The organism is Pseudomonas knackmussii B13, from assembly GCF_000689415.1.
Lineage (GTDB): Bacteria > Pseudomonadota > Gammaproteobacteria > Pseudomonadales > Pseudomonadaceae > Pseudomonas > Pseudomonas knackmussii.
Map to the genome: position 1 here is coordinate 3,664,309 of NZ_HG322950.1, position 23,141 is coordinate 3,687,449.

General features: G+C 66.8%; 23 protein-coding genes. 11 read left to right on the top strand and 12 right to left on the bottom strand.

Annotation, left to right across the window (positions count from 1 at the left end; genetic code table 11):
* Positions 1–72 precede the first annotated feature (72 nt).
* The 5 genes from pstB to PKB_RS17180 form a co-directional block, all read right to left on the bottom strand.
* On the bottom strand, positions 73–849 hold the full coding sequence (pstB, locus tag PKB_RS17160; RefSeq protein WP_043257466.1) for a phosphate ABC transporter ATP-binding protein PstB: 777 nt from the start codon (positions 847–849) through the stop codon (positions 73–75).
* 8 nt (positions 850–857) lie between these two features.
* Entirely contained in the window at positions 858–1,730 is an 873-nt protein-coding gene (pstA, locus tag PKB_RS17165) for a phosphate ABC transporter permease PstA (protein WP_043253323.1), read from the bottom strand.
* Entirely contained in the window at positions 1,730–2,704 is a 975-nt protein-coding gene (pstC, locus tag PKB_RS17170; RefSeq protein WP_167333394.1) for a phosphate ABC transporter permease subunit PstC, read from the bottom strand. Before pstC ends, pstA begins: the two co-directional genes overlap by 1 nt.
* A 95-nt stretch (positions 2,705–2,799) precedes the next feature.
* Positions 2,800–3,816, bottom strand: a complete 1,017-nt coding sequence (gene pstS / locus PKB_RS17175) for a phosphate ABC transporter substrate-binding protein PstS (protein WP_084166666.1) — start codon at positions 3,814–3,816, stop codon at positions 2,800–2,802.
* Between the two features lie 336 nt (positions 3,817–4,152).
* Positions 4,153–5,280, bottom strand: coding sequence for a M14 family metallopeptidase (locus tag PKB_RS17180; protein WP_043253326.1), 1,128 nt, complete (start codon positions 5,278–5,280; stop codon positions 4,153–4,155).
* 198 nt (positions 5,281–5,478) lie between these two features.
* Between PKB_RS17180 and lpdA the strand changes: the two genes are divergently transcribed.
* From lpdA to PKB_RS17205, 5 genes are all read left to right on the top strand, one after another.
* Positions 5,479–6,879: a dihydrolipoyl dehydrogenase gene (gene lpdA / locus PKB_RS17185; protein ID WP_043253327.1), complete on the top strand. Its 1,401-nt coding sequence runs from the start codon at positions 5,479–5,481 to the stop codon at positions 6,877–6,879.
* 251 nt (positions 6,880–7,130) lie between these two features.
* A complete protein-coding gene (locus PKB_RS17190; RefSeq protein ID WP_043253328.1) occupies positions 7,131–7,400 on the top strand; it encodes a hypothetical protein in 270 nt (89 codons plus the stop codon).
* A gap of 167 nt (positions 7,401–7,567) precedes the next feature.
* Positions 7,568–8,578, top strand: coding sequence for a GlxA family transcriptional regulator (locus PKB_RS17195; protein ID WP_043253329.1), 1,011 nt, complete (start codon positions 7,568–7,570; stop codon positions 8,576–8,578).
* Positions 8,579–8,604: 26 nt separating this feature from the next.
* On the top strand, positions 8,605–8,847 hold the full coding sequence (locus tag PKB_RS17200) for a DUF1272 domain-containing protein (protein ID WP_043253330.1): 243 nt from the start codon (positions 8,605–8,607) through the stop codon (positions 8,845–8,847).
* A gap of 10 nt (positions 8,848–8,857) precedes the next feature.
* Positions 8,858–10,042 (top strand): MFS transporter, encoded by a 1,185-nt coding sequence (locus PKB_RS17205; RefSeq protein WP_043253331.1) that lies wholly within the window; start codon positions 8,858–8,860, stop codon positions 10,040–10,042.
* Between the two features lie 12 nt (positions 10,043–10,054).
* On the opposite strand, the gene PKB_RS17210 is transcribed toward PKB_RS17205, so the two are convergent.
* Entirely contained in the window at positions 10,055–11,377 is a 1,323-nt protein-coding gene (locus PKB_RS17210) for an APC family permease (protein WP_043253332.1), read from the bottom strand.
* Positions 11,378–11,526: 149 nt separating this feature from the next.
* Positions 11,527–12,345 carry a carbon-nitrogen hydrolase family protein gene (locus tag PKB_RS17215; protein ID WP_043253333.1) on the bottom strand — a complete coding sequence of 273 codons (819 nt, stop codon included), beginning with the start codon at positions 12,343–12,345 and terminating at the stop codon, positions 11,527–11,529.
* A gap of 148 nt (positions 12,346–12,493) precedes the next feature.
* Here PKB_RS17215 and PKB_RS17220 point away from each other — a divergent pair, with 148 nt between their 5' ends.
* From PKB_RS17220 to PKB_RS17245, 6 genes are all read left to right on the top strand, one after another.
* Positions 12,494–13,279, top strand: a complete 786-nt coding sequence (locus PKB_RS17220; protein WP_043253334.1) for a helix-turn-helix transcriptional regulator — start codon at positions 12,494–12,496, stop codon at positions 13,277–13,279.
* 110 nt (positions 13,280–13,389) lie between these two features.
* Positions 13,390–14,769: an L-serine ammonia-lyase gene (locus PKB_RS17225; RefSeq protein ID WP_043253335.1), complete on the top strand. Its 1,380-nt coding sequence runs from the start codon at positions 13,390–13,392 to the stop codon at positions 14,767–14,769.
* Positions 14,770–15,331: 562 nt separating this feature from the next.
* On the top strand, positions 15,332–16,942 hold the full coding sequence (locus tag PKB_RS17230) for an FMN-binding glutamate synthase family protein (protein ID WP_043253336.1): 1,611 nt from the start codon (positions 15,332–15,334) through the stop codon (positions 16,940–16,942).
* 88 nt (positions 16,943–17,030) lie between these two features.
* Positions 17,031–17,615 carry a DUF4337 domain-containing protein gene (locus tag PKB_RS17235; RefSeq protein ID WP_043253337.1) on the top strand — a complete coding sequence of 195 codons (585 nt, stop codon included), beginning with the start codon at positions 17,031–17,033 and terminating at the stop codon, positions 17,613–17,615.
* A 76-nt stretch (positions 17,616–17,691) separates the two neighbouring features.
* Positions 17,692–18,528 (top strand): AraC family transcriptional regulator, encoded by an 837-nt coding sequence (locus tag PKB_RS17240; RefSeq protein ID WP_043253338.1) that lies wholly within the window; start codon positions 17,692–17,694, stop codon positions 18,526–18,528.
* A 51-nt stretch (positions 18,529–18,579) separates the two neighbouring features.
* Positions 18,580–19,188 (top strand): LysE family translocator, encoded by a 609-nt coding sequence (locus PKB_RS17245; protein WP_043253339.1) that lies wholly within the window; start codon positions 18,580–18,582, stop codon positions 19,186–19,188.
* 4 nt (positions 19,189–19,192) lie between these two features.
* Here PKB_RS17245 and pmrG read toward each other — a convergent pair whose 3' ends face one another.
* The 5 genes from pmrG to PKB_RS17270 form a co-directional block, all read right to left on the bottom strand.
* Complete coding sequence (pmrG, locus tag PKB_RS17250) at positions 19,193–19,861, bottom strand: lipopolysaccharide core heptose(II)-phosphate phosphatase PmrG (protein ID WP_167333372.1); 669 nt, start codon at positions 19,859–19,861, stop codon at positions 19,193–19,195.
* A 194-nt stretch (positions 19,862–20,055) separates the two neighbouring features.
* Positions 20,056–20,484: a hypothetical protein gene (locus PKB_RS17255; protein ID WP_043253340.1), complete on the bottom strand. Its 429-nt coding sequence runs from the start codon at positions 20,482–20,484 to the stop codon at positions 20,056–20,058.
* Positions 20,485–20,605: 121 nt separating this feature from the next.
* Positions 20,606–20,983 (bottom strand): nuclear transport factor 2 family protein, encoded by a 378-nt coding sequence (locus PKB_RS17260; RefSeq protein ID WP_043253341.1) that lies wholly within the window; start codon positions 20,981–20,983, stop codon positions 20,606–20,608.
* 97 nt (positions 20,984–21,080) lie between these two features.
* Positions 21,081–22,175 (bottom strand): D-alanine--D-alanine ligase, encoded by a 1,095-nt coding sequence (gene ddlA, locus PKB_RS17265; RefSeq protein ID WP_043253342.1) that lies wholly within the window; start codon positions 22,173–22,175, stop codon positions 21,081–21,083.
* 141 nt (positions 22,176–22,316) lie between these two features.
* Positions 22,317–23,141 (bottom strand): aldo/keto reductase, encoded by an 825-nt coding sequence (locus PKB_RS17270; protein ID WP_043253343.1) that lies wholly within the window; start codon positions 23,139–23,141, stop codon positions 22,317–22,319.

Genomic DNA, 23,141 nt, shown 5'->3' on the forward strand with positions numbered 1-23,141 from the left:
GCTGCCAGGCGCAGGTACGAAAACGCCCGCCCCGGATCGCTCCGGGGCGGGCGTCTGCCGAAGACCTATCGATCAGCCGAAGCGGCCGGTGATGTAGTCCTCGGTCTGCTCCTTGGCCGGCTTGGTGAACAGCGTGTCGGTGTCACCGAACTCGATCAGGTCGCCGAGGAACATGAAGGCGGTGTAGTCCGAGCAACGCGCGGCCTGCTGCATGTTGTGGGTCACGATGACCACGGTGAACTCCTGCTTGAGCTCGGTGATCAGCTGCTCGATGCGCCCGGTGGAGATCGGGTCCAGCGCCGAGGTCGGTTCGTCGAGCAGCAGCACCTGCGGCTTCAGCGCGATGGTGCGGGCGATGCACAGACGCTGCTGCTGGCCGCCGGAGAGGCCCTGGGCGTTGTTCTTCAGCTTGTCCTTCACCTCGTCCCACAGGGCCGCGCCGCGCAGGGCCTGCTCGACGCGATCGTCCATCTCGCGGCGCGAGACTTTCTCGTGGTGGCGAATGGCGTAGGCGATGTTCTCGTAGATGGTCATCGGGAACGGCACCGGCTTTTGGAACACCATGCCGACCTGGCTGCGCAGGCGGTTCATGGAGTAACCGGGGGCCAGGATGTTCTCGCCGTTGAGGATCACCTCGCCGCGCGCTTCCTGCTTCGGGTACAGGGAGTAGATGCGGTTGAAGATGCGCAGCAGGGTCGACTTGCCGCAGCCGGACGGGCCGATGATCGCGGTGATGCACTTCTCCGGGATGTCCATGTTGATGGACTTCAGGGAGCGGTGTTCACCGTAGAAGAACTCCAGGTCGCGAACCTTGATCTTGGTGCGTTCGGCGGTAATGGGGTTGGTCATGCTGGTCATCAGGATGCCCTATTGCGCAAGAGGATGAGACGGGAGGTCAGGCTGAGCATCAGTACGAAGAGCGTCAGCACCAAGGCACCGGCCCAGGCGAGGGCGTGCCAGTCGTCGAAGGGGCTCATGGCGTACTGGAAGATCACTACCGGTACGTTGGCCATGGGTTTGAGCAGGTCGCTGCTCCAGAACTGGTTGCCGAAGGCGGTGAACAGCAGCGGCGCGGTTTCGCCGGTGATGCGCGCCAGCGCCAGCAGGATGCCGGTGACCACCCCGGCGCGAGCGGCGCGCAGGATGATCTGCAGGGTCAGCTTCCATTGCGGCACGCCGAGGGCCAGCGCGGCTTCGCGCATGGTGGTCGGCTGCAGCTGGAGCATCTCGTCGGTGGTCCGCACCACCACCGGGATCACCAGCAGCGCCAGGGCCAGGGCGCCGGCAATGGCGGAGAAGCCGATGCGATGGTCGCTGAGGTAGTTCAGCGGCAGGATCACGCTGGTATAGACGAACAGACCCAGTACGATCGACGGCGCCGACAGCAGGATGTCGTTGATGAAGCGCACCACCATGCCCATGCGGGTGTGGCGGGCGTATTCAGCCAGCCAGATGCCGGCCATCAGGCCGATCGGCGTGCCGATCAGCAGCGCCAGCAGGCTCATCAGCGCACTGCCGTAGAAGGCGTTGGCCAGGCCACCCTCGGTGCCCGGCGGCGGAGTCATCTTGGTGAACAGGTCGAGGTTCAGCGCGCTGACACCGTGGCTGATGGTGGTCAGCAGGATCCACGCCAGCCACATCAGGCCGAACAGGGTAGCGCCGCAGCTGAGAACCATCGCGATGTTGTTCTTCAGCGCACGCATGCGGTAAAGGCTTTCGTTGCCGCTCATCAGAGGCCCTCCTTCTTGGACAGGCGCAACAGCATCAGGCGCGCCGCGGCGAGAACGACGAAGGTGACCACGAACAGCAGGAAGCCCAGGGCGATCAGCGAGGAGCGGTGCAGGTCGGTGTAGGCCTCACTGAACTCGTTGGCGATCACCGAGGCGATGGACGAGCTGGGCATCATCAGCGATGCCGAGAACTGCTGGGAGTTGCCCAGCACGAAGGTCACCGCCATGGTTTCGCCAAGGGCGCGGCCGAGGCCGAGGAAGATGCCGCCGACCACCGCCGAGCGGGTGTACGGCAGGACGATGTCCCAGACCACTTCCCAGGTGGTGTTGCCCAGGGCGTAGGCCGACTCCTTGAGGGTGGTCGGTACGCTGTGGAACACCTCGTTCATCACCGAAGTGATGAAGGGAATGATCATGATCGCCAGGACGATGCCGGCGCTGAGCATGCCGATGCCCAGCGGCGGGCCCTGGAACAGGCCGCCGATCAACGGCAACGCGCCCAGGTAATCGTTGATCCCGGGCGCTAGGTGCTCGGCCATGAACGGGCCGAAGATGAACAGGCCCCACATGCCGTAGATGATCGACGGAATACCGGCGAGCAACTCGACTGCGGCCGCCACCGGCATGCGCAGCCAGGTGGGCGCGAGCTCGGTGAGGAAGATGGCGATGCCGAAACTGACCGGCACGGCGATCAACAGGGCGAGGAAGGAGGTCACCAGGGTGCCGTAGATCGGTACCAGGGCGCCAAACTGGTTGTTCACCGCATCCCATTTGGTGCTGGTGAGGAAGTCCAGGCCAAAGGTCGTGAAGGCCAGGCTGCCGCCCCAGAGGGTGGAGCCGGCGACACCGGCCAGCAGCAGCAGTACGAGGACTGCGGCGCCGAACATGGAATTGCGGAACCAGCGGTCGTGGCGCTGGTCGCGCAAGGCACGGTCCTCCGCCTCTTTGGCGGACTGCAGACTGTCGATGCTCATGGTCTGGGAGGATTGGGTAGACATCGGTTCATCCAAGCAAGCGAACCGCCGCCAAGGAGTGCACTCCCGGGCGGCGGTCCAAGTCATTCACTCGATCAGCGAGCGAAGTCCGACTTCCAGTAGCCTTCGATGCGCTCGACCAGGGACTTCGGCAGAGCGACGTAGTCCAGGGAAGCGGCTTGTTGCTGGCCGTTCTCCAGGGACCACTTGAAGAAGTGGAAGGCCGCAGCGGCCTGCTCAGCGTTCTTCGGTTGCTTGTACATGATGATCCAGGTGGTGGCGGTGATCGGCCACGCGTTGTCGCCCGGAGCGTTGGTCATGATCAGGTTGAAGTCCTTGGCGCTCGACCAGTCGGCAGTGTCGGCAGCAGCCTGGAAGGCCTTGGCGTTCGGCTCGACGAACTTGCCGGCGGCGTTCTTCAGCGAGGCGTAGGACATCTTGTTCTGCAAGGCGTAGGCGTACTCGACGTAGCCGATGGAGTTCTTGACCTGCTTCACGTAGGCGGAAACGCCTTCGTTACCCTTGCCGCCCATGCCAACCGGCCAGGGTACGGTGGTGCCGAAGCCGACCTTTTCTTTCCACTCGGCGCTGGCCTTGGACAGGTAGTTGGTGAAGTTGAAGGAGGTGCCCGAGCCGTCCGAACGGTGTACGACGGTGATCTTGGCAGCCGGCAGCTTCAGGTCCGGGTTCAGCGCGGCGATGGCCGGGTCGTTCCAGTCAGTGATCGAGCCCATGAAGATCTTGCCAAGCACTTCGCCGTCCAGGCGCAGTTTGCCCGGGGCGACGCCTTCGAGGTTGACCACCGGCACGATGCCGCCGATCACGCTCGGGAACTGGCCCAGGCCAGCGGCTTTCAGGTCGTCGGCGGACAGCGGGGCGTCGGAGGCGCCGAAGTCAACGGTAGCGGCCTTGATCTGGGCGATGCCGCCGCCGGAGCCGATCGACTGGTAGTTGATGCGATTGCTGGAGCTCTTGCTGTATTCCTGCGACCACTTGGACAGGACCGGATAGACGAAGCTCGAGCCGGCGCCGGTAACATCGGTGGCATGGGCCAGGCCGGTCAGGGCCATGGAAGCCAGCAGCACAGACAAGCGGGTTTTGCTAAGCAGCATCACGTCAATTCCTCAATATGGGAGGGAGGCTGGGAACGCCCCAGCAGTTGGAAGACGTGATCATTAAATGCTCTTAATGTGACTCTCTTATGACAGTCAGATTAATAATCCGCGTAATGGCCAGCTGATGTCAGCGACGGGCATTGCGGCCCTCCGGATCCCGCGCGCCAGACCGCCCGCGCGCCCTCTCCGGCGTTGCCGATGGGCCTGCATCCACAGGCAGGGGTGGATGCGAAGCGGGGGCCATTGCGCGCCTCCGCATGTCCTTGATGTGACGCCCCCTCCGCCGGCGATGCCCTCCCCGTCGGAGTCGGCACCGCGCGGCGGCATCACCCCTCAGCGCAGTTCGTCGACCAGGCTCGCCAGGGTCGAGAGCACAGCGCCGGCCAGCTTCTTCGCCCGCGCGCCGCTCCAGCCGGTGCGGGCATCGGGCGACAGGTCGTGGTCCTTGAAGGGCATTTCCAGGGTCAACGACAGGCACTGGTAGGTTTCGCCGACGAAGTTGCAGGCCAGCGTCATGTTCGCCTGGCCCGGCTCGTCATGCGGATAGCCATGCACGCTCTGGAACTCGCCGCGCGCTTCCAGCCCCGCGCGGAATGCCTGCTCCAGATGCGCTTGACGCGGGCTGTAGCCGGGGTTGCCCTCGCAGGCGGCGGCGAAGACGTAGGGGATCTCCTCATCGCCGTGTATGTCGAGGAACAGGTCCACGCCGTACTGGCGCATCTGTTCCTGGACGAACAGCACTTCCGGACTCGCCTCGGCGCTTGGCGCCTGCCAGGCGCGGTTGAGGTCGGTGCCTGCGGCATTGGTACGCAGATGGCCGCGGAAGGCGCCGTCAGGGTTCATGTTCGGCACCAGGTACAGCTCGGCCTGTTCGAGCAGCCCGTTGAGCTCCGCGTCATCGCGCTGGCGCAGGCGCTCGATCAGCCCTTCCATGAACCACTCGGCCATGTGCTCGCCGGGGTGCTGCTGGGCGATCAGCCAGAGCTTGCGCTGTGCCTGCGGGTTGCGACGGACGCGCAGCAGCTCGATGTCGCGCCCCTCGATGCTCTTGCCGGTGGCGATCAGCTCGGCGCCGGCTTCCTCGACGGCAGTGCGGATCAGCGCGGCATGGCGCTCGCGGCTGTACGGCTCGAAATAGGCGAACCAGGCCTGCGGCTGCTCGGCGTCGAGGCTGAAGTGCAGCCCTTCCTCGTCGAAGCGAGTGGGTACGCGGAACCAGTCGCGCTGGTCGAAGGAAGCCACCGCGCGGTAGCCCGGCCAGCCGCCCTTGTAGCTCGATTGCCCGGCGTTGGTCAGGCAGAACTCATAGCGCTGGCCCGGCTGCAGGCCGTCGGCGCGGAAGTGGAACCACTGGAAATGCGGGCTCTTCAGGTCGGGGCGCAGCGCCAGACGCACGTTCTGCGGGTTGCTGGCGTCGATGACCTGGATGTTGCCGCTGTCGAAGTCGCAACGAATGTCCATGCGTCCTCCCGGGACTGCGAAAAAAACAGGGCGCTATCTTCCTGCGCCGGGCAGCCGCTGTCACGGCCTCTGACGATCGAAGGCGCTTGGCGGCAGCACTTATATTATGCTCATAATAAAAACAGCAGCGACTCGCCTGGCCAATGGCCGGCCACCCGCTAACCTCGATGCATTCGCCCCTCAACCTGGAGAACTCCCATGAGCGATTACGACGTCATCGTCATCGGCGGCGGTCCGGGCGGCTACAACGCCGCCATCCGCGCCGGCCAGCTGGGCCTGAAGGTGGCCTGCGTGGAGGGCCGCGAAACCCTCGGCGGCACCTGCCTGAACGTCGGATGCATGCCGTCCAAGGCGCTGCTGCACGCCTCCGAACTGTACGAGGCGGCCAGCGGCGGCGAGTTCGCCCGCCTCGGCATCCAGGTCACGCCGAGCCTGGACCTGGCGCAGATGATGAAACAGAAGGACGAGAGCGTGACCGCGCTGACCAAGGGCGTGGAGTTCCTCTTCCGCAAGAACAAGGTCGAGTGGATCAAGGGTTGGGGCCGCCTCGACGGACCGGGCAAGGTGGTGGTCAGCGCCGCCGACGGCTCCAGCAGCAGCCACACGGCGAAGGACGTGATCATCGCCACCGGCTCCGAACCTACTCCGCTGCCGGGCGTGACCATCGACAACAAACGCATCCTCGACTCCACCGGCGCCCTTTCGCTGCCGGAAGTGCCCAAGCACCTAGTGGTGATCGGCGCCGGGGTGATCGGCCTGGAGCTGGGCTCGGTCTGGCGCCGCCTGGGCGCCGAGGTGACTGTCCTGGAATACCTCGACCGCATCTGTCCGGGCATGGACGACGAGACGGCGAAGACCTTCCAGCGCGCCCTGACCAAGCAGGGCATGAAGTTCCGCCTGGGCAGCAAGGTGACCCAGGCCAAGGCCACGGCGAAGCAGGTCAGCCTGCAGGTCGAGCCGGCCGCAGGCGGCGCCGCCGAAGCCATCGAAGCGGACTACGTGCTGGTCGCCATCGGCCGCCGCCCCTACACCCAAGGCCTCGGCCTGGAAACCGTCGGCCTGCAGGTCGACAAGCGCGGCATGCTCGCCAATGAGCACCTGCGCAGCGGCGTGCCGGGCGTCTGGGTGATCGGCGACGTCACCGCCGGCCCGATGCTGGCGCACAAGGCCGAGGAAGAAGCCGTCGCGGTGGCCGAGCTGATCGCCGGCAAGGCCGGCGAGGTCAACTACGACGTCATCCCCGGCGTCATCTACACCTCCCCGGAAGTGGCCACCGTGGGCAAGACCGAGGAACAGCTCAAGGCCGAAGGCCGCGCCTACAAGGTCGGCAAGTTCCCCTTCACGGCCAACAGCCGGGCGAAGATCAACCACGAGACCGAAGGCTTCGTGAAGGTCCTGGCGGACGAGCGCAGCGACGAAATCCTCGGCGTGCACATGGTCGGACCGAACGTTGGCGACATGATCGCCGAGTTCTGCGTGGCCATGGAGTTCGCCGCCGCTTCCGAGGACGTGGCGCGCACCTGCCACCCGCACCCGACCCGCTCCGAGGCCCTGCGCCAGGCGGCGATGGCAGTGGAAGGCTGGGCCATGCAGGCGTGAAAAACCGCTGCGACGCATAGGCGCACCCCGCGACCGCGCCGCAAGCCGCGTCGTAGAAGCCCTGCAGGGGGATTGCCCGGTACATTGCCGGCAATCCTCCTGTTTTTTTAGCGACAACTCTGTTCACAAAAGCGACAACGGCTGTGACTTTCCGTGTGGCTGCAAACATCCATTGGCTGTACGAACGGGCGGATCACGCGGTCCCGCCCCACCTAACAGCGATGGATGAACCACGCAGCGAGTGTAACGCCATGAACGCACCCCTTCGTTTCAACGAGGCTCTGCTGATCACCGGACGAGCCTTCCAGCCCTTCCAATGCGTCACCTGGATCGACCAGGTCGGCGATGGCAGCCTCGACCTCTCGGTCGTCGACCGCACCGGTACCCGCCTGCTCGGCTTGACCCGCATTTCCTCCGCGGACTACTCCGACCCAGCACGCCTGGCCGACCTGCTGACTCAGGCCCGCGAGGAGCTGAATCGCGACGGCTACCGCCTGCAGGAATGGCACATGCCCGAGTGATGCTCCGGCATCCCCAACGAAAAGCCCGGCCCAACGCCGGGCTTTTTCGTTTCCGCCGTTCCTGGCATACCGGCACAGGGTTTGCCTGGCAAGATCCGTGGGGCATATGACATTGAAGCCACCCTCGGCCCGGCGCACACTCGCGCCATTAACGAGGGAGCCCCACCATGGACAAGCCGCGCCGCATCGCCAGCCTGATCTACCCGGACGTCATGAGCCTCGACGTCACCGGGCCGCTGCAGGTGTTCGCCTCGGCGAATGTCGAACGCCAGCGCCAGGGCTTGCCTGCCGCCTATGAAATCCTCGTGCTCGGCGAGCAAGCCGGCCCGGTGCCTACCTCCGCTGGCCTGCGCATTTACGCCGATGCGGCCTGGCGTGAGACGCCCCTTTCCAGCCTCGACACCTTGCTGATCCCCGGTGGCGCCGGCGTCACCGAACAGCGCAGGAACACCGCCCTGCTCGCCTGGCTGCATAGCGCCGAGCGCGAAGTGCGCCGCCTCGGCTCGGTGTGCTCGGGTGCGCTGCTGCTGGCCGCCGCCGGCGTGCTCGACGGGCGTAGCGCCACCACCCACTGGGCGGACGTCGACAACCTGCGCGAGTGCTATCCCTCGGTGCACGTCCAGGGCGACCGCCTGCACACCTACGACCCGAGCCGGCGCGACGGCGACGATCACGTCTTCACCTCCGCCGGTGTCACTGCCGGCATCGACCTCGCCCTCGCATTGGTCGAGGCCGACCTTGGCCGGCCAATCGCCCTCGCTGTCGCACGGCGCCTGGTGATGTTCCTCAAACGCCCCGGCGGCCAGGCGCAGTTCAGCACCTGGCTGACTCCCGAGCCGGTCCGCGCGCCGCGCCTGGCAGCGTTGCTGGAATGGATCCCGGCCAACCTTGGCGCCGATCTCTCGCTGGAAGCCCTGGCCGAACAGGCGTGCATGAGCCCGCGCACGCTCTCGCGGGTATTCATCAGCGAACTGGGCCTGGCGCCGGGCCGCTATGTCGAGAAAGTGCGCCTGGAGGCTGCGCGCGCCCTGCTGCAGGACGCCCAGGCGTCCATCGGCACGGTCGCCCGGCTGTGCGGCTTCGGCCACCCGGAGAACCTGCGCCGCACCTTCCACAAACACCTGTCGGTCAGCCCCCAGGAATACGCCGAACGCTTCGGCCTGCTCGCCGACGCCTGACTCTCCCCCCACAGAAGGACCTCGCCATGCTCGAACTTCGCCCCAACTGCGAATGCTGCGACCGCGACCTGCCGCCAGAAAGCACGGACGCGCGCATCTGCACCTACGAATGCACTTTCTGCAGCGACTGCGCCGAGAACGTACTCGGCGGCAGCTGCCCGAACTGTGCGGGCGAGTTGCTGCAACGGCCGCGGCGCCCGGCGGCGATGCTGGCGAAGGACCCGGCCTCGACCGAACGGGTGCTCAAGCCCGGCGGCTGCCAGCGCTGAGGAAACGACCATGCTCCTGCTGCGCAATGCCGCCCTGCGGCTGCTGTTCCTCGGCCAGGCGCTGTACTGGTCCTGCTCGCTGATCGGCATCACCCTCACCTCGCTGATCGGCGCGCAACTCGCGCCGCTCAACAGCCTGGCTACCCTGCCGCTGGCCCTGCTGGTGCTTGGCAACCTGCTGGCGGTGCAGCCGCTGTCGCTGTTCATGCAGCGCCATGGCCGACGGCCGGGTCTGATGCTCGGCGCCGCCTGCGGGGTAGCCGGCGGGCTGGTCTGCGCCCTGGGTGTGCAAGTCGGTTCGTTCTGGCTGCTGTGCCTGGGCTCGCTGCCGATTGGTGCCTACCAGGCCTCAGCGATGTACTACCGCTTTGCCGCTCTGGAAGCGGTCGGCGAAACACAGAAAGGCCGTGCCAGCGCCTACGTGTTCGGCGGCGGTGTGCTGGCTGCGCTGCTCGCCCCGAGTCTCGCGCTCTGGTCGCGCAACGCCCTGCCGACGCCCTTCGTCGGCGCCTACCTGGCCATCGCCGTGCTTGCGCTGGTCGGCCTGCTGACCATGGCCCGGCTGCGCGAAGGCGCCGCCCCACGTCCGGCCCGCAGCAGCCTGGCGGCCATGCGCGAGCTGCTCGGCCGGCCGCTGGTGCGGGCCGCCATCGCCTGTTCCGCCGCCGGCCACGGGCTGATGATCCTGATCATGAACGCCACGCCCCTGGCCATGCAGTTCTGCGGCCTGCCGCTGAAGGACTCGGTGAGCGTGATCCAGTGGCACATCCTCGGCATGTTCCTCCCGGCCTTCGTCGCCGGCCCGCTGATCGACCGCATCGGCAGCCGCCGCGTGGCCCTGCTCGGCATCGCCATCCTCGCGGCCAGCGCCGGCATCGCCCTGAGCGGCCTGTCCACGGCGCACTTCCTGGTCAGCTCGCTGCTGCTCGGATTGGGCTGGAACCTGCTGCTGGTGGCCGGCACCACCCTGCTCGGCGAAGGCCACAGCGAGGCCGAACGCGGCCAGGCCCAGGGCCTGATGGAACAGGGCAACAGCCTGATGGCGGCGAGCATGTCGCTGAGCTCCGGCGCGCTCATCACCAGCCTCGGCTGGAGCGCGGTGAACCTGCTGGTCTGGCCGGTGCTGCTGCTCGCCCTGACGCTGCTCTGGCCGGTCTGGCGGCGCCCGCTACCGGAGGTATCGGACGCTGCCTGAGCCGGCTCGGCATCAGGCTTCCTCGAAGTGCATCTCCGGCGGCTGCTGGCGGAAACCGCCGGTCAGCAGGCCCAGGTAAATGATGCCAACGGTCAGCCAGGACAGGCCCAGGTAGATCGCCAGGTGGTCGAGGCTGACCATCAGCCAGAGGTCGGCGACCAGGCCAATCAGCGGGAACACCAGGAACAGCACCAGCTCGCGCGGGCCGCGCTGCTTGCCGCCGATCCAGTAGTGGAAGATCACCGACAGGTTCACCAGGCTGAAGGCCAGGAAGGCGCCGAAGTTGATGAACGAGGTCGAGGTGGTCACGTCCATCTCCAGCGCCAGCAGGGCCACCACGCTGCACAGCACGATGCTGCCCACCGGGGTGCCGAAGCGCTCGCTCAGCGTGCCGAAGAAGGCCTTGGGCAGCACGCCGTCGCGGCCCATGGCGAACAGCAGGCGCGAGGCGCTGGCCTGGGCCGACAGGCCGGAGGTGAACTGGCCGACGATCAGGCCGATGAGGAAGAGGCTGACGAACAGGTCGCCGCCGATGTTGCGGGCGATCTCGTAGGCCGCCGAGTCGGCATTCTGGAACTCGATGGACGGGTGCGCGAGCTGCACGAAGTAGCTGGCGGCGATGAAAATGAAGCCGCCGATCAGGGTAATCAGCAGGATGGCGCGCGGGATGTTCTTGCGCGGCTCATGGGTTTCCTCGGTGAGGGTGCTGACCGCGTCGAAGCCGAGGAACGAATAGCAGGCGATGGCCGCGCCGCTCATGATCAACGGGAACTGTACGCCGTCCTTGAAGAACGGCTGCAGCGACCACAGCGGCTTGCTCGGATCGCCCAGCACGTAATGCACCGCCAACACGACGAAGGCCGCGAGAACCAGGAACTGCACCAGCATCAGCACGTTGTTGACGCTCTTGGCCAGGTTCAGGCCGATCACGTTGATCGCCGTGGTCACGCCGATGAAGGCCAGCACCCAGAGCGCCTGCGGCACCGCCGGGAAGGCCGAGTGCAGGTAGGCGGCGCCGATCAGCCAGATGGCCATGGGCAGGAACAGGTAGTCGAGCAGCACGCCCCAACCGGCGAGGAAGCCCAGTTTCGGGCTGATCGACTTGCGCACATAGGTATAGGCCGAACCGGCCACCGGGAAGGCGGCGGCCATGCGCCCGTAGCTGAGCGCGGTGAAGAGCATGGCCACCGAGGCGACCAGGTAGGCCGAGGGCACCAGGCCCTGGGTGGTCTCGGCGAGGATGCCGAAGGTGCCGAGCACGATGATCGGGGTCATGTAGGCGATGCCGAAAAGCACCACCGAACCCAGGGACAGCGTCCGCTTGAGTCGAGCCATTACTGATTACTCCGAGTTGTGGTTGTTATGGCAGAGTCGAAATCGACGCGTGCAAGAGCAGCACCCCTCACCCAGGGCGCTGCTGGCGGGGAAGCTCCCGCCTGTTTCTTTTCGGAAGATCGCTGGCGCGGCCCTGCGCCTTCCGGGGCTCAGCCCGGAATCAGCAGCTCGCGGCGGCCATCGGCGTGCTCGCGCAGCTCGCCCGGCAGGACGAAGCGGCGTTCGGCGAGGTAGCTGTAGTCGCGGCGCGCCTGTTGCAGGCGCTCCAGGTCCAGCTCGACGATCTGCCGGCATTCCTCGCGGCCGGCCTCGCAGATCAGCTGCCCGTACGGGTCGACCACCGCGCTGCCGCCGGCGAATACCAGGCCGTCGTCGCCTTCGCCGACACGGTTGACCATCACCGCGTAGGCCTGGTTTTCCATGGCCCGGCCCATGATCGCGGTGCGGTGGGTGGGGCCGTAGGGGTCCATGTTGCCGTTGGTCACCAGGATCAGCTCGGCGCCGAGTTGGCCGAGGGCGCGGGCGGACTCGGGGAATTCGATGTCGAAGCAGATCACGATGCCCACGCGGATGCCGTTCCACAGGCAGGTGGCGTAGCGGTCGCCGGGGGTGAAGATGCCGCGGTCCGACGCCCACAGGTGCGTCTTGCGGTACTTCAGGGCGATGCCTTCGGGGGTGATCAGCAGCGTGGTGTTGTAGAAGCGCCCGTCAGCGGCCTCGGCGAAGCCAACGACGACGGAAATGTTCTTCTCTCGTGCGGCGCGCTGCACGGCCTGCACGCTCGGGCCGTCGATGGGCTCGGCGACCGCGGCGATGTTGTCCTGGGTGGGGAAGCCGGTCAGCTGGGTCTCGGGGAACACCACCAGCTGGCTGTCGGCAGCACAGGCGTGGATCGCCTCCAGGGTTCGGGCCAGGTTCCAGGCCACATCGCCATCACGGCCGGCCAGTTGCACGAGTTCGACTTTCATTCGGCTTCCTCGGTTTCTTGTCTTGCAGTGACCGGGCGGGGCAAAAGGCTCAGAATGCGCCGGCCGGTGTCAGGCATGCGGCGAGTATGCGGCTCGCCCGGGCGCCGGAGTAATTACGCCCACGTGGTAACCCAACAGGGGTAGAGGCATGAACCTTTCGCTGCAGGACATCGCCTGGCACCGCTCGGTCGGGCAGCTGATCGAGAGCCTGGACCAGCCCAACTTCTGGCTCTCCCTGGTGCGCCTGCTCGGGGAGTATGTGCCTTTCGACAGCTGGGTGGTCCTGCTCTTCAGCAGCGGCCGGCCGCAGGTGTTCGCCGAATGCCCGGGCGAGGACGGCGGCCCCGATCCGCTGTTCCAGGACTACCTCAAGGGCCTCTACCTGCTCGACCCCTTCTACATCGCCAGCCGCGAGCATCCGCGCAGCGGCCTGCAGCGCCTGGCCGACGTGGCCCCGGAATGCTTCGAGCAGACCGACTACTACCAGCGCTACTTCCGCCTCAACGTGGTCGCCGACGAGGTGCAGTTCAACGTCCAGCTCGATGGCGAGCGCACCCTCTGCCTGTCGCTGGGCAGCAAGGGCCGCTTCAACCCCGAACAGATCGCCCTGCTCGACCTGGTCCGCCCCTGGGTGAGCAGCCTGATGCGCCAGCGCATGGCCTTCGAGCGCGAACTGCTGGAAAGCGCGGTAGCCCCGGCGCCGCGCTGGCAAAGCCGCCTGGAAGAAACCGTCGAACGCCTGGAAACCCCGCTGACCGCCCGCGAGCTGGAAGTGGGCCGGCTGATGCTCAGCGGCTGCTCGAGCAAGGAGATCGCCCGCAAGCTGACGATCTCGGCGGAGACCGTGAAGGTCCACCGCAAGCACATGTACAGCAAGCTGGGGATCAAGTCGCAGTCGGAACTGTTCTCGCTGTTCCTGCAGGCGCAGGCCTGATCCGGCGGCGCTCCCCTGCCACCTGTAGGCGCGGATCTCGTCCTCGAAAAATCCCGCAATCGACCACCCGCCCGATCCGGTCCATGCTTGAAGGCAGGAGGTACACCGCCATGACCCTCAGCGTCTTCGACATGTTCAAGCCCGGCGTCGGCCCGTCCAGCTCGCACACCGTGGGGCCCATGCGCGCCACCCGCGAGTTCGTGGAACGCCTGCGTTCGGACCACCTGCTGCACCGCGTAGCGCGGGTCGAGGTGAACCTCTACGGCTCGCTCAGCGCTACCGGCAAGGGCCATGCCACCGACCGCGCCTGTCTGATCGGCCTGCTCGGCATCGACCCGGCGTATGCCGACCCGGCAGCGCTGGCGCCGCTGGTCGACGCCATCTTCGCCGAGCACAGCCTGGCCCTGGATGGCGAACACGTCATCGACTTCAGCCCCGGCCGCGACCTGGTATTCCACGACGGCAGCCTGCCCTCGCACCCCAACGGCATGCACCTGCGTGCCCTGGAGCGCCACGGCCACCTGCTCGCCGAACGCACCTGCTACTCGGTGGGCGGCGGCTTCGTGGTCGACGAGGCCGACTTCAACACCGACCGCGCCCTGCCCGACAATCCCATGCCCCATCCCTTCCACAGCGCCGAGGAACTGCTGCGGCTGTGCCACGCCAATGGTTTCCGGCGCATCAGCGACCTGATGTGGGCCAACGAACGGGCGCTGCGCAGCGAAGCCGAAATCCACGCCGGCCTCGCGCACATCTGGGCGGAAATGCAGGCCTGCGTGCAGCGCGGCCTGGAAACCGAAGGCACCCTGCCTGGCGGCCTCAAGGTGCGCCGCCGCGCGCCCATGCTTTACCGCCGGCTCAACGAGGCCGGCAGCGGCAACCTGATCGCCAGCACCCTGGGCGCCATGGACTGGGTCGACCTCTGGGCCCTGGCGGTGAACGAGGAAAACGCCGCCGGCGGCCGGGTGGTGACGGCGCCAACCAATGGCGCGGCGGGGATTGTCCCGGCGGGGCTGCACTACTACGCCCACTACCAGCCCGACGCGCCCATGGATGCCATCGAGCGCTACCTGCTCACCGCCGCCGCCATCGGCATACTGTGCAAGCTCAACGCCTCCATCTCCGGCGCCGAAGTCGGCTGCCAGGGCGAGGTCGGCTCAGCCTGCGCGATGGCCGCCGCCGGGTTGGCAGAGGTTCTCGGCGGCAGCCTGGAACAGGTGGAGAACGCCGCGGAAATCGGCCTGGAACACAACCTCGGGCTGACCTGCGACCCGGTCGCCGGGCTGGTCCAGGTGCCCTGCATCGAACGCAACGCCATGGCCTCGCTGAAGGCGATCAACGCCGCGCAACTGGCCCTGCGCGGCGACGGCCAGCACCTGGTGTCGCTGGACAAGGCCATCGCCACCCTGCGCGACACCGGGCGCGACATGATGGACAAGTACAAGGAAACCTCGAAGGGCGGGCTGGCGGTGAATGTGATTGCGTGCTGAGGCGCGCCGATTTCTCACCCGGTCTTCCCCGCGAATCGCACGGCACGAATGCCAACCCCGTAGGGCGAATAACCCCGAAGGGGTTATCCGCCATTTTCGTGGTGGGCGGCGGCGCATAACCGCGAACGCGGTTATGCGCCCTACGGCAGATCGGCGCAGGGATTTTCGCGGATGAATCCTGACACCGTCCTCCGGTGCCCACGCCGAACGGCCCCTCTCCCTTCAGGAAGAGGCCGAAACGCCGGCGCATCTGGTAAACACCGTTCGCGAGCAAGAACCAGGCTTACCCCTCGCTCCTACGAAAACGACACCGCATTGCCAAAGACGGGCACCTGCATTTTTGCCACAACCGAAACACCCTTTCTCAGCCCCGGCAAATATCGTTAGCTTGCTTTCTTTTTTGCACACTGCGAGCTACCGTCAACGCCCTTCATCACTAGAAAGACTTCTGAATATCCGCCGGATCCAACCTCGCCCAGGCGCGTTTGCGCGAGGCCTGCCATGCTCTGTCGTGGCCCTTTCGGCTCTCCCCACCGTGATTCGTCCGTCGACTGGAGACTCCATGAACCTGTCGCTGCTCAGCCGCTATGCCTTCTTCGCCGCCTGCGTGCTCTTCACCCTGTTCAGCCTGCCGTTCCTCGGCCATGACTGGGTCTGGCCCTTCACCCTGCTGACCCTCGCCCTCAGCCTGCTCGGCGTCTTCGATCTGCTGCAGGAACCCCACGCGGTGCGCCGCAACTACCCGATCCTCGGCAACATCCGCTACCTGGTCGAGGGCATCCGCCCGGAAATCCGCCAGTACCTGCTCGAAGGCGACAACGACGCCCTGCCCTTCTCCCGCGCGCAACGGGCGCTGGTCTACTCGCGGGCGAAGAACGAGTCCGCCGACAAGCCCTTCGGCACCCTGATCGACGTCTACCAGTCCGGCTTCGAGTTCATCGCCCACTCCATCCGCCCGGCGCCGGTGGCCGACCCCTGCACCTTCCGCGTCGACGTCGGCGGCCCGGAGTGCAAGCAGCCGTACTCGATCTCGATCTTCAACATCTCGGCCATGAGCTTCGGTGCCCTCAGCGCCAACGCCATCCGCGCGCTGAACAAGGGCGCCAAGCTCGGCAACTTCGCCCACGACACCGGCGAAGGCAGCATCAGCCCGTACCACCGCGAGAACGGCGGCGACCTGACCTGGGAGCTGGGCAGCGGCTACTTCGGCTGCCGCAACGACGACGGCACCTTCAGCGCCGAGCGCTTCGCCAGGCAGGCGAAAGACCCGCAGGTGAAGATGATCGAGATCAAGCTGAGCCAGGGCGCCAAGCCCGGCCACGGCGGCATCCTGCCCAAGCACAAGGTCACCCCGGAGATCGCCGCCACCCGTGGCGTGCCGATGGGCCAGGACTGCGTGTCGCCCTCGCGCCACAGCGAGTTCAGCACGCCGAAGGAGCTGCTCGATTTCATCGCCCGCCTGCGTGAGCTGTCCGGTGGCAAGCCGGTGGGCTTCAAGCTGTGCATCGGCCACCCGTGGGAATTCATGGGCATCGCCAAGGCCATGCACGAGACCGGCATCCTCCCCGACTTCATCGTCGTCGACGGCAAGGAAGGCGGCACCGGCGCCGCGCCCCTGGAGTTCACCGACCACATCGGCCTGCCGCTGCGCGAGGGCCTGCTGTTCGTGCACAACACCCTGGTGGGCCTGAACCTGCGCGACAAGATCCGCATCGGCGCCAGCGGCAAGATCGTCAGCGCCTTCGACATCGCCAGTGTGCTGGCCATGGGCGCCGACTGGGCCAACTCGGCGCGTGGCTTCATGTTCGCCATCGGCTGCATCCAGTCGCAGAGTTGCCACACCAACAAGTGCCCGACCGGCGTGGCCACCCAGGACCCGCTGCGCCAGCGCGCGCTGGTGGTGCCGGACAAGGCCGAGCGCGTCTACAACTTCCACCGCAACACCCTCAAGGCGCTGGCCGAGATGGTCGCCGCCGCCGGCATCGAGTGCCCATCGGAACTGGAAGCCAAGCACCTGGTGCGCCGCGTCTCGGCTACCGAGATCCGCCTGTTCTCGCACCTGCATTACTTCCTCAAGCCCGGCGAACTGCTCTCGGGAAATATCGAGGGCGAGTTCTACGAGCGCATTTGGCGCATGGCGCGCAGCGACAGCTTCGCTGCCAACGGGGCTTAAGGAGGCCTTAAGGCGCAGGCCAGAGGCTCTCGCGGCCCAATCGGGCGTTGCCGGATGCAACGCCCGCCTGTTCCGGAGCCTCCTGCGCATGTCCACCGAATACGAAGTCCACGGCCCCCACGACCACGCCGTCGAACACTCCCTTCATCACCCCAAGCGCGACCGCCTGACCGGCAGCATGGCAGTCGCCACCGCGATACTCGCCACCCTCGGCGCGGTCTTCGCCTACCAGAGCGGCTCCACCGAGAGCCTGGCGCTCTACTACAAGAACGCCGAGGCAGTAGCCAAGACCGAGGCGGCCAACCAGTGGGGCTACTACCAGGCCAAGGGCGAGAAGCAGAACCTCGCCGAGTTGGGCGCGACCCTGTCCGCTGGCGACGCGCAGAAAGTCGAGCACTTCGAGCAAGAGAGGCAGAAGTACGCGCTGCAGAAACAGCAGATCCGCGCCCAGGCCGAACAGCAGGAGCGCGAGGTGGCGCACAACGAGGCGCTCAGCGAGCAAGCCCTGCACCAGCACCACCGCTGGGCCCAGGGCATGCTGCTGGTCCAGGTGGCGATTTCCCTGGCCGCCATCTGCTTGCTGACCCGCCGTCGCTGGGTGCAGCTGGCGACCTACGCCGTGGCCGCCGCCGGCACGCTGGTGGGCGCGTCCGCCCTGCTGCACCTGGGCTAGCCGGCCTGCACAAATCTTCCAGACAGGCGCGCGCCGCGGAGTATCCTGACCTGCTCGCGGATTGCGGAGGCGCGCCATGCCCGGCGACAACTGGATCGACCTGCTGCAGGATGCCGACACCGGCATCGAGACGCTGCGCGCGCACTTCAAGGGCCACGCCTACGATCCGCACTGGCACGACAGCTACCTGATCGGCTTCACCGAAACCGGCGTGCAGCAGTTCCGCTGCCGCCAGCAGCGCAACGTCAGCACGCCGGGCAAGGTGTTCTTCCTCGAGCCCGGCGACATCCACGACGGCGACGCGCCCACCGAGGGCGGCTTCACCTATCGCATGCTCTACATCGACCCGCAGTGGCTGGATCGCGAACTGGGCGCGCTCTTCGAGGACGTGCCCAGCGGCTTCCAGCTGAGCGTGCCGCAGATCCTCTTCGACGACTCGCGGTTGGCCGCCGGCATCGACGCCGCCTTCCAGGCCGTGCACGGGCGCGACCTGCGCATCGTCCGCCAGGCCGCCCTCGACGAGTTGCTCGGCGGGCTGACCCGCCGCCTGCAATGGCGCAAGCGCATCGACGACAACCCGCGACTGCCGATGGTGGCGTTGCGCGCGCGGGACTACCTTCACGCCAACCTGATGCGCGACATCGACCTCGACGACCTGGCGCGCGCCGCCGGCTGCGACCGCTTCCGCCTCAGCCGCGCCTTCAAGGAGGCCTTCGGCCTGCCGCCGCATGCCTACCTGATCCAGCTGCGCCTGGCCCGCGCGCGCCAGTTGCTCGGCCGCGGACTGGCGCCGGCGCAGGTCGCCGCCGACCTCGGTTTCGCCGATCAGAGTCACCTCGGCCGCTGGTTCCGCCGCGCCTACGGGGTCACCCCGGCCTACTACCGCACGCGCTGCTCAAAGCTTCCAGACTGAGCGCGCGCCGCCGGCGAGGATGCAAGCTCCCCTCGCACTCGGAGCCTTTCCATGATCCCCGCCCTGCAGCAGTGGCTGCCCTTCCTGCTCTTCGCCTTCGTCGCCGCCATCACCCCCGGGCCGACCAACCTGCTGATCTTCAGCAACAGCGCACGGCATGGCTGGCGTGCAGCGCTGCCGATCATCCTGGGCGGCTGTGTCGGCGCGGCGTTGATGGTGTTGCTGGTGGGATGTGGGGTAGGCGAACTGCTCGTTCGGCTACCGCAAGTGCAGGGCGTCATGGCCGCCGCCGGCGTGCTCTGGCTGACCTGGCTGGCCTGGCAGATCTGGAACAGCCCGCTAAAGGGCCTGGAAGGCGGCGAGCCCACGCGGCGCATGGGCCTGTTCGATGCGCTCAGCCTGCAACTGGTGAATCCGAAGAACTGGACGGTGGGGCTGGCGGTGATCGGCGTCTATGCCGGGCACGGCGACGATCGCCTGCTGCGGGTACAGCTGATGGCGCTGCTGTTCTTCCTGGTGGGTGTGCCCTGCCTGCTGGCATGGGCCGGGCTGGGCGCCGGCAGCGCGCGCCTGCTGCGTTCGCCGCACGCGCTGCAACGGATGAACCGTGGACTCGCCCTGATCTTGCTGGTGTCCGCCTGGGCCGGGGTGCTGGCCTGAGAGCTTAGCGCTGGCTCAGTTGCTGGGTCTTGGACCAATCATCGGGATCGATCTTCCCGACCACCTGCAGCCCACCCTTGCCATCGCTGGCCAGTACCAGCGAGGAGGCGTAGTCCGGGGTGTCGATGTCGTGGTGATCGAGCGCCTGGACCAACTGCTCCATGCACTCGCTGTGGGTCACCAGGATCAGGTTGCGATGGCTGGCCTTGTGCGCCAGCACGTTGTCGAGCAGCTTGCCCTTGCAATCGGCTGCCCACCACTGGTCCGGCTTGACGTTGCCGAACATCAGGTCGGCGGTCTGGGTGGTGCGGGTCAGCGGGCTGGCGTAGATGTCGGCGTTGTCCAGGCCGAAGAAGGTGCGGTAGTCACGGCCGACGGTGCTGGCCATCTCGCCGCCGCGCACGGTGATGCCGTCCTTCGCGCCCATGCAGGGAGCACTGGAGCGGTCGCAACGCTCTGCATGTCGCACCAGCACCACGACATCGCCGTGGCTCCACTGCGCCGCCAGGTCCGCCGGGCCGAGCTGCTTCAGGTCGCGCTCGCCGGAGAAACTCGCCGCGCCGCCCAGGCCAAGCGCGAGTAGGCCGAGCCCGCCCAGCAAGGCAGCCAGGAACGGCCGGGATTTGAACAGGGGGAGTCGCTTGTCACGTCCAGCTTCGGGAGACGACTTCACTTCGCAACTGGCCTCGCGGGCGATGATTCGGAAGGCGCGACCGGCGGCATACCGGATGCTGGGCGCCATCCTGCGCAGGCGAAGGTGAAAACGGCGCGACGGAGATGTGATGAAATTGTGATGATGAGGGACTGGAGGGGGTAGCCGACGGCCGGTCATCCCCCGGCGCACGGGGCGCCGGGGTGGTGTGGGGCTTAGTCGCTGATGCCCTGGATGTCGTTGAAGGTGGACAACAGGGTATTGAGGGCGTCGAGGCTGCGGTCCTTGTCCGGGGTCTTGGCGTGCAGTTCCTTGACCACCTGTTCGACCGCCGCGTTGGCCGCTTTCCAGTCCTCCGGACTCTTGCGCTTGAGCTGCGGCGCGGCTGCATGCCACTTGCCCTGCATCTCGTCGACCTTGGCGCGCGCCGTGGCGAAATCGCCCGTGCCCACGGCATCCAGCGATTCCTCTGCCAGCTTGCCGTAGTCGGAGAGATCGCCCAGCGGGCCCTGCTGGTCGCCTTCGTCCATGCCGCTGGGCGGCGTCGACTCATCGCCCCATGCCAGATTGTGCGTGACCGGGACTGCACCCAACAGCAACGCCAGCAGCGCTGCCGCGAAAACCGTACGCGAAGAAGAACTCATCGTTTCACTCCCGAGCGTGACCATTGCCAGATCAGGAGTGTAGAGGTCGATTTGTCAAAATTGCACGGAATAAGCGTGCAGCCGGCGTTGCGCCCGCTGCGGCGAAAGGCATCGGGACGACTCAGGAATGCAGGTAATAGAGCTTGTTGACGATTACCCAGCCGGCGTCGGTGCGCAGCAGCGAGAGGTAGTCGGTGAAGCGCATGTCCAGGTAGTCGTCGAGCACCTTTACCGCGGCGCTGTCGCCCGTGACGTCCAGGGCTTGGATCTCCCAGGTTGCCTGGCTGCCCTCCTCAGCCGCGCCACCGGCGAGCACTGCCGCAACGAAGTCCTCGAAGCCCAGCCACTCCAGGTCGCCCTGGTAATGGCCGATGACCTTGCAGTCCGGATGGAACGCCCGGCGCAGGCGCTTCTCGTCGGCGAACACCATGCCTTCGACGTAGTCCCGCACCACTTCCCGAATGGCCGCCGCCGCGGCCTGCCCTGAATTGTCGGCCATGATCCCGCTCCTTGATCCGGCCCACCCAGGGCCGGGCATCAGGCAAAACTAGCAGGCTGGCACCCGGGCAAGGCCCGGACCGACGTGCGGCGCCGGTTCAGCGGTTGGTTTGCAGCGCGCGGCGCGCGGTGTGGCGTTCGATGGCCAGGTCGATGAGGCGGCTGACCAGTTCGCTGTAGCTCATGCCGGCGGCCTGCCAGAGCTTGGGATACATGCTGATGCGGGTGAAACCCGGCAGCGAGTTGAGTTCGTTGATCAGCACCTCGCCATCCTCGGTAAGGAACACGTCGACCCGCGCCAGCCCCGAGCACTCCAGCACCTGGAAGGCCTCCACCGCGAGCCGGCGGATGCGCTCGCTGGCCTCGGCGCTGATGTCCGCCGGGACCACCACGCGCGCGGCGTTTTCGTCGATGTACTTGCTGTCGTAGGAGTAGAAGCCGCTGCTCACCACGATCTCGCCGCAACCGCTGGCGACCGGCTCGTCGTTGCCGAGCACCGCGCACTCGATCTCACGGCCCTTCACCGCCGCCTCCACCAGCACCTTGTCGTCGTAGGCCAGGGCCAGCTTCACGGCAGCGTCGTAGGCGGCCTCGTCCTCGACCTTGCTGACACCCACCGAGGAACCCAGGTTGGCCGGTTTGACGAACAGCGGCAGGCCGAGCTGGCGTTGTGCCTCGGCGAAAGGCGTGCGGGCGGCAGTGCGGCGGGTCAGGGTGATGAAGGGGGTGATCGCGATGCCGGCGTCGCGCAGCAGGCGCTTGCTGACATCCTTGTCCATGCAGATCGCCGAGCCCAGCACATCGGAGCCAACGAAAGGCAGGTCGGCCATGCGCAGCAGGCCTTGCAGGCAGCCGTCCTCGCCGAGGGTGCCGTGGACGATGGAGAAGATCACATCGACGTGGTCGAGCAGCTGGCGGCTGCCGGTTTCAACGAGCTGGTGCTCAGCCTTGCCGGGCACCACGGCCAGCTCGCGGTTGGAACGGTTGAGCGCGATCAGCGCCGGGTTCTCCTGGTTGAGCAGGTAGTCGGAGGCGTCGTTCAGGTGCCAGCGGCCCTCCTTGTCGATGCCGATAAGGACCGGCTCGAAGCGCGAGCGATCCAGCGCATCGACGATGTTCTTCGCCGATTGCAGCGACACCTCGTGCTCCGCGGAACGCCCACCGAAAATCACCCCGACACGCAACTTCGCCATGACAACCTCCATCGATCAGAGGGCGCTTCTTACCATGGCATGAGGGATTTTTGTAGGAGCGGACCTTGTCCGCGATGGGCGGGCATGGCCCGCTCCTGAGGGTCGCCGGGGTGCGTGGATTTTCGCGGATGAGATCCGCTCCTACACGACTGCCAGATGCGCCTTGCGCTTGGGCGGTGGGAAGGCAGCATCGAGCCTGGCCAGGTCGTCGGCGTCCAGGCGCAGTTCGAGCGCAGCGGCGTTGTCGCGCACATGGGCCGGATCGACGGCCTTGGGAATGGCGATCACCCCGCCCTTCTGCACCAGCCAGGCCAGGGCCACCCGCGCCGGACTCGCGGCGTGGCGCTTGGCGACTTCGCGCAGCGTGGCATCGTGCAACAGCCCGCCGCCCTGCCCGACCGGGCAGTAGGCCATCAACGGCATGCGCTGTGCCTGGCACCAGGGCAGCAGGTCCCATTCGACGCCGCGCTCTTCCAGGCTGTATTGCACCTGGTTGGTGGCGCAGGCCGTGGTGCCCAGCTCGCGCATGTCGTCGAGGTCGAAATTGGACACGCCCCAACGGCGGATCTTGCCGGCCTCGCGCAGGCGCTCGAAGGCCTCGACGGTTTCCTCCAGCGGGTACTGGCCGCGCCAGTGCAGCAGGTAGAGGTCCAGGCAGTCGGTACCCAGGCGCTTAAGGCTGCGCTCGCAGGCCGCCGGAACACCCCTGTGGCTGGCGTTGTGCGGATAGACCTTGCTGACCAGGAACACCTGGTCGCGACAATCGCGAATGGCCTCGCCGACCACCTCTTCGGAGCCGCCTTCGCCGTACATCTCGGCGGTGTCGATCAGCGTCATGCCCCGCTCGATGCCCTCGCGCAGGGCCGCCACTTCGCGCTTGCGCGCCGCCCTGTCCTCGCCCATGCGCCAGGTGCCCTGGCCGATGGCCGGAACCTTCGCGCCATCGGCGAACTGCACTTCGTTCAT